Below are 6,385 nucleotides of genomic sequence, written 5' to 3' on the forward strand. Positions count from 1 at the left end.
GATGTCCTTTTCCTACGACGCGAAAAACGAACTGTGTCGACTGGAGGTTCAAAAGCATTGCTGTGCTTTGGCGGAGGCATACGGGATCCTGCTCTACTGCAACACCTTTCACTCCGGAGAAATTCGCATTGTCACCGAGAACTCCAACCTTGCCGCAAGGCTGCCCCGGCTGTTTCACCGGGCTTTTCGGCTTCGGTTTGACAGAAAGCCGGAGCCGGACGCGCAGGGGAAGCTGGTGTTTCAAATGACCGACCGCAATAAGCTGGACGGGATTATCGACGCGCTGGGTTTTTCTCCCGAGCAGAACATGGTGCTGCACATCAATTTCGGCCTGCTGGAGGAGGAGTGCTGCCGGGCTTCGTTTCTGCGGGGCGTGTTTTTCGCAGGGGGGAGCGTCACGGACCCGCTGAAGCGGTATCATTTGGAGCTGGCAACCTCTCATTTGCAGGTGAGCCGGGAGCTGGAGGCCCTGCTGCGGGACAACGGCTTTCCCCCAAAGAGTCTGAGCCGAAACGGGAGCTACATCACCTATTTTAAGCAGAGCGACCAGATTGAGGACTTTTTGACCCTGATCGGTGCGCCGGTGGCGGCGATGAACGTGATGAGCGCGAAGATGGAAAAGGACCTGCGCAACAGTGTAAACCGCCGTATCAACTGCGACAACGCAAACCTTGACAAGTCGGTAGACGCGGCGCTGGAGCAGGCGGAGGCTATCCGCCGCCTGATGGATGGGGGGGTGCTGGAGCAACTTCCGGACAAGCTGCGCGATACGGCGATGGCCCGGCTGGAAAAGCCGGAGCTGAGCCTTTCTGAACTGGCGGACAGCTTGGACCCGCCCGTGACGAAATCATGCCTGAACCACCGGCTGCGCAAGCTGACGGGGCTGGCAAGAGAGCTGCGTGGCGAGCCGCCCAAATAGAGGACGGTGTCCGGCTCGGCTTTTGCCGGAGGGTGGCCCGTGGTTTCTGATAACAAAGGAGATAGCTTTGAATAAACGCATTTTGGATATGACGGGGGACCCCCGGCGGGAGCAGTTTGCCTATTTTTCGTCTATGGCAAACCCCTACGCCGGAGTGACCTGCCAAGTGGATATCACCGCCCTCATGGAGAGAATCCGGGGGGACGGCACGCCGCTTTTCCTCTCGCTGACCTATGAGGTAATGGCGGCGGCCAACGCTGTGCCGCAGCTTCGTCGGCGGATTGAAGAGGGACAGGTGGTCGAGTATGAGAGCTGCCGCTGCTCCTGCACCGTGGCGAAACCCGATGGGGCCTATGCCTACTGCACGCTGGATACGGCGCTGCCCTTTGAGGAGTTTCTAGAGATGGGGCGCACGGCGTTGGAGACGGCCAAATACGGCGGGACGATTGTAGAGGATCAGGACCATGGGGAGTTCTTTTTCGTCTCCTGCGTGCCCTGGCTCCGATATACGGACATGGTTATGCCGGTGCCCAGCCCCGCGTACAGCAACGTGCGGATTTCCTGGGGAAAATGGACGGAGGAAAACGGGCGGACGAGCCTGCCTGTGACGATTCTGGCCCATCATGCGCTGGTGGACGGCATTCATTTGGGTAGATTTTACGAGGAATTGGAGCGTCGGGCGTCCAAAGCTCGATGAGACAGAATAAAGGGGAGCTTTTATATGGATCGGTGTGCTGCGGCTTATCAATATCACAAGGCGGGCTATAACTGCGCGCAGGCGGTGGCGCTGGCGTTTGAGGATTTGCTGGAGATTCCGAAGCCGTTGATCGCATCCGCCGGGGGCGGGTTTGGCGGCGGCGTGGGCGGCAGTCATGCGGAGCTGTGCGGCGCGGTCAGCGGCGGCGTACTGGTACTGGGATGGCTCACACCCCACACGGACGGCGCGGACGCGGAGGGGAAAAAGAGGACCTATACTGCCGTGAAGGAGTTTCGCCGCCGGTTTGAGGAGATTTTCGGACTGACCCGCTGTGGCGACCTGCTGGCGGCCCATCCCCAACCCGACGAGAACAACCCCGCAGCCCTGCGTCTGGGTATCACGGCCCACTGCGACAACATGATTGTCACGGCGGTGGAGATTCTTGAAAAAATGTTGGCGGAGCGGGCGGCGGACTAAGTCCGGCGTGGCGCTATTATAATACGATTTCGGCGGGCAGGCACAGTCTTGCCGTTGGAAAAGCCGATACGAAAGAACAGGAGCGACCTATGTCCTTTGCCCATTTACATGTTCATACGGAGTTCAGCCTGCTGGACGGGGCCTGCCGTATCAAGGAGCTGCCGGCCGTTCTGAAGGAAATGGGCCAGTCCGCCTGCGCCATCACGGACCACGGGGTGATGTACGGCGCGATTGACTTCTACCGTTCCTGTAAGAATGCGGGCATTAAGCCCATCATCGGCTGCGAGGTCTATGTGGCCCCCAGAGGCCGCACCCGGCTGCAAAAGCAGCACGAGTTCGACGCGGAAAGCCGCCATCTGGTGCTGCTGTGTGAAAATGAGGAAGGGTACCGCAACCTGTCTTACATGGTGTCCATGGCGTGGACCGAGGGATTTTATATCAAGCCGCGGGTGGATTTGGAGCTGTTGAGGGAGCACCACGGAGGGCTGGTCGCCCTGTCCGCCTGCCTTGCCGGGGAAATTCCCCGGCGGATACGCAACGGAGAGTATGAAACCGCAAAAACCGTGGCGTTGGAAATGGCGGAGATTTTCGGGCCGGATCGCTTTTATCTGGAGCTTCAGGACCATGGCATCCCCGACCAACAGACGGTGAACCGGGGGATTTTAAAGCTCCACAAGGAGACGGGCCTGCCAATGGTCTGCACCAACGACGCGCACTATCTCCGCAAGGAGGACGCGGAGGTCCATGATGTGCTGCTTTGCATCCAGACGGGAAAGCTCTTGTCCGACGAGAACCGGATGCGCTATGAGCCGCGGAATTTTTATCTCCGGTCCGAGGAGGAGATGCGCGCCCTGTTTGAGGGGTATGAGGACGCGGTGGACAATACCGGAAAAATCGCGGAGCGGTGCAATCTTGAGTTTGAATTTGGAAAATATCAGCTCCCGGAATTTCATCTTCCGGAGGGTTACGATGCGTACACCTACATGAAGGAGCTGTGCGACACGGGCTTTGCCGCGCGGTACGACGGGGAGCACCCGGAGTACCGGGAGCAGCTCAACTACGAACTGGAAATGATTGAGAAGATGGGCTTTACGGACTATTTTCTTATCGTCTCCGACTTTGTGCGCTATGCCCGGGAGGTGGGAATCCCCGTGGGGCCGGGGCGGGGCAGTGCCGCCGGAAGCCTTGTAAGCTATTGCCTTGGCATCACCGATGTGGAGCCGATGCGTTTCGGCCTGTATTTCGAGCGGTTTCTGAACCCCGAGCGGGTCAGTATGCCGGATATCGACATGGACTTCGGCGACGTGCGCCGGGGCGAGGTGGTGGATTACGTACGCCGGAAGTACGGCGACGACCATGTGGCCCAGATCGTGACCTTTGGCACCATGGCGGCCCGGGGCGTGATCCGGGACGTGGGGCGGGTGCTTGGGATGCCCTATGCCGAGGTGGACAACATTGCAAAGCAGGTGCCCTTTACGCAGCACATCACCCTCAAGGACGCACTGCGGCTCTCAAAGCCCCTCAGCGACCTGTACGAGGGCGACGACAACGTGAAAGTTCTCATCGACACGGCGAAAAAGCTGGAGGGAATGCCCCGCAACGCCTCCACCCACGCGGCGGGCGTGGTGATTACGAAGCGGCCCGTATACGAATACGTCCCCCTTGCGAAAAACGACGATGCGGTGGTCTGCCAGTATATTATGACCACGCTGGAGGAGCTGGGCCTTCTCAAAATGGACTTTCTGGGCCTGCGGAACTTGACGGTACTGGATGACGCGGTGAAAATGGTGCAGTCGGAGCGGCCGGGATTTCGGCTGGAGGACATTCCGGAGGACGATGCGGCCACCTATGAAATGCTGGGGCAGGGGAAGACCATCGGCGTGTTCCAGATGGAATCCGCCGGGATGACCGGCGTGTGCGTGGGTCTAAAGCCCCATAATATGGAAGATATTTCTTCCATTATTGCCCTGTACCGTCCCGGCCCCATGGACTCTATTCCGAAATTTATCGCCTGTGCGCAGAATCCAAAGCTGATTTCCTATCTTCATCCGTCTTTGGAGCCGATTCTTTCAATTACCTACGGCTGCATCCTCTATCAGGAGCAGGTGATTGAGATTTTCCGCCGTCTGGCGGGGTATTCTCTGGGGCAGGCGGACATGGTGCGTCGGGCCATCTCCAAGAAAAAAGCTGCCCAGATTGCCCGGGAAAAGGACGCGTTTATCCACGGCGAGCGGGAGCGGAATATTTCCGGCTGCGTGGCAAACGGGATTCCGGAAGCGGCGGCAGAGGCGATTTATCAGGATATCTACGACTTTGCGAACTACGCCTTCAACAAGGCCCATTCCGTGTCCTATGCGGTGGTGGCCTATCAGACGGCATACTTCAAGCGGCACTTTACCAAGGAGTACATGGCCGCATTGCTTACAAGCGTTTTGGACAACTCCGCCAAAATCGCGGGCTATATCACCGAATGCCGGGACTGGGGCATCAAGCTCATGCCCCCGGACATCAACCGCTCCTGCGACACCTTCACGGTGGAAGAGGGGGGCATCCGCTTTGGACTGGCTGCCGTGAAAAACATCGGGAGGGGATTTATTCAGGCCGTCATGCGGGAGCGGGAAGAGCGGCCTTTTACCTCTCTCAGCGACTTCTGCGGACGGATGAACGGGAGCGACATGAACAAGCGGGCGGTGGAAAATCTCATCCGCTCCGGCGCGTTCGACGGTTTTGGGGCAAGGCGTTCCCAGCTTCTTAAGGTTTATGAAACGGTGATGGACTCCGTGGCCAGCGCCAGCCGCCAGAATGTGGAGGGGCAGATTGACTTCTTCTCCATGGCGGCAGAAAATGATGATAAACCAAAGGCGGTAAAGGAAATGCACCTGCCAGATATTCCGGAGTTTACCCGGCAGGAGTTGATGAACATGGAGAAGGAGACCACCGGACTTTACCTCTCCGGCCATCCCATGGACCAGTACCGGGACGAGGTGAAGCGGCTTCGCGCCCCCTCCGTTGCCGCCATTCTGGACGATTTTTCACAGGAGGGCGGGCCAACTCAATTTGCGGACGGACAGAAGGTGTGCATCGCCGGAGTGGTGACTTCCAGCAAGACGAAGACCACGAAAAACAACTCCCTCATGGCCTATGTCACGGTGGAGGACGACACCGCCGCCATCGAGCTTTTGTGCTTTGCCAGAACACTGGAATCCTGTGGCCCCTGCTTGCAGGAAAATCAGGCGGTGGTGGTGCGGGGACGGCTCTCCGTCCGGGATGAAAAGGCCCCGCAGCTCATGTGTGATTCGGTGGTTCCGCTGGGTGGCGGCGCGTTGCCGCCGGACCCGGTGCCGGAGCGCCGGGAGGGGAAGGTGGCCGAGGGAGGCGTTCTTTATCTGAAATTTTCAGGAAAGGACAGCCCGGAGTTGCATCACATGAAGCTTGTGTTTCAGATGTTCCCCGGCGGTACGCCGGTAAAGCTGGTAATGGCGGATACCCGCAAGGTGTTCGGCACGCAGGTTCTGCTTCACCGGGCGCTGTTGCAGGAGGCGAAGGAGACGCTGGGCGAAGAGAATGTGATCGTGAAATAAGAGAACTGCCCCGAGGTTTTCTTTCGTGCTGAAAGGCACAAAAGAAAACCTCGGGGCTTCAATGATATGGGGTGATATGTTCGGCTTTTGATTCAAATTCTTTGATTGAGTGAATTTTCCCATCAGTATGAAATTCCACAATAGAAACTCCGTCAAAGCCATGAACGATGTTGTTTTGCTGCTCTTTAAAAAACCATTCGACTACGACCAAGCTGTTTTCATGCAAGAACTGTTTTATGGCCCATTCCAATACCGTCTGCTTTTGCAGCATTGTGTCAATCCATTGATGTATTTCATGCAGTCCACAATATTCAGGGCCATAACATTCACTATAAAATATATCTGTTGCAAATATGGAGTCTAAGGCCGAAAAATCGCGTTGCACCCACATATTAAAGTAGGCTTTTATTGCCGACTCTTTTTCTGCTGTATTCATCTGTATCAGCTCCCGTTTTATATCCCTGCTGACAAAATTATAACAGTTCAGCATCACATATTCAACTAAAATGAAAAGAAGGACACCATAGCGTAATTTTTTTGAGGCAGTGTCTTTTCATTGACTGGGCGCAGAAAGCGGACTTTTGCAGGTGAGAAGGGGAGAGACGGCGACTGTTTTAGATTTCGTCCTCCCGCGTCCGCTTACCCAGCCGTATGGCCCGCATATCGTCGGTCACGGTCTGATAGACGTTGTCATTCAGCCAGTTTGTATAC

The 6,385-nt window shown here is 56.9% G+C and carries 5 protein-coding genes; 4 read left to right on the forward strand and 1 reads right to left on the reverse strand.

The window, feature by feature from the left end; genetic code table 11:
- Window position 1: 1 nt before the first annotated feature.
- The 4 genes from whiA (at window position 2) to RTK01_RS06750 (ending at window position 5,674) form a co-directional block, all read left to right on the forward strand.
- The gene (gene whiA / locus RTK01_RS06735; protein WP_312280237.1) at window positions 2-919 is read left to right on the forward strand and encodes a DNA-binding protein WhiA; all 918 of its coding nucleotides are present in this window, start codon (window positions 2-4) and stop codon (window positions 917-919) included.
- A gap of 67 nt (window positions 920-986) precedes the next feature.
- Complete coding sequence (locus RTK01_RS06740) at window positions 987-1,616, forward strand: CatA-like O-acetyltransferase (RefSeq protein ID WP_312280238.1); 630 nt, start codon at window positions 987-989, stop codon at window positions 1,614-1,616.
- 24 nt (window positions 1,617-1,640) lie between these two features.
- Entirely contained in the window at window positions 1,641-2,093 is a 453-nt protein-coding gene (locus tag RTK01_RS06745) for a C-GCAxxG-C-C family protein (protein ID WP_312280239.1), read from the forward strand.
- Between the two features lie 89 nt (window positions 2,094-2,182).
- On the forward strand, window positions 2,183-5,674 hold the full coding sequence (locus tag RTK01_RS06750) for a DNA polymerase III subunit alpha (RefSeq protein ID WP_312280240.1): 3,492 nt from the start codon (window positions 2,183-2,185) through the stop codon (window positions 5,672-5,674).
- A gap of 58 nt (window positions 5,675-5,732) precedes the next feature.
- Here the strand turns inward: RTK01_RS06750 and RTK01_RS06755 are convergent, their stop codons facing one another.
- Entirely contained in the window at window positions 5,733-6,110 is a 378-nt protein-coding gene (locus tag RTK01_RS06755; RefSeq protein WP_312280241.1) for a nuclear transport factor 2 family protein, read from the reverse strand.
- Window positions 6,111-6,385: the final 275 nt, after the last annotated feature.

Origin of the sequence: Oscillibacter sp., assembly GCF_031978065.1 — a bacterium.
GTDB lineage: Bacteria > Bacillota > Clostridia > Oscillospirales > Oscillospiraceae > Oscillibacter.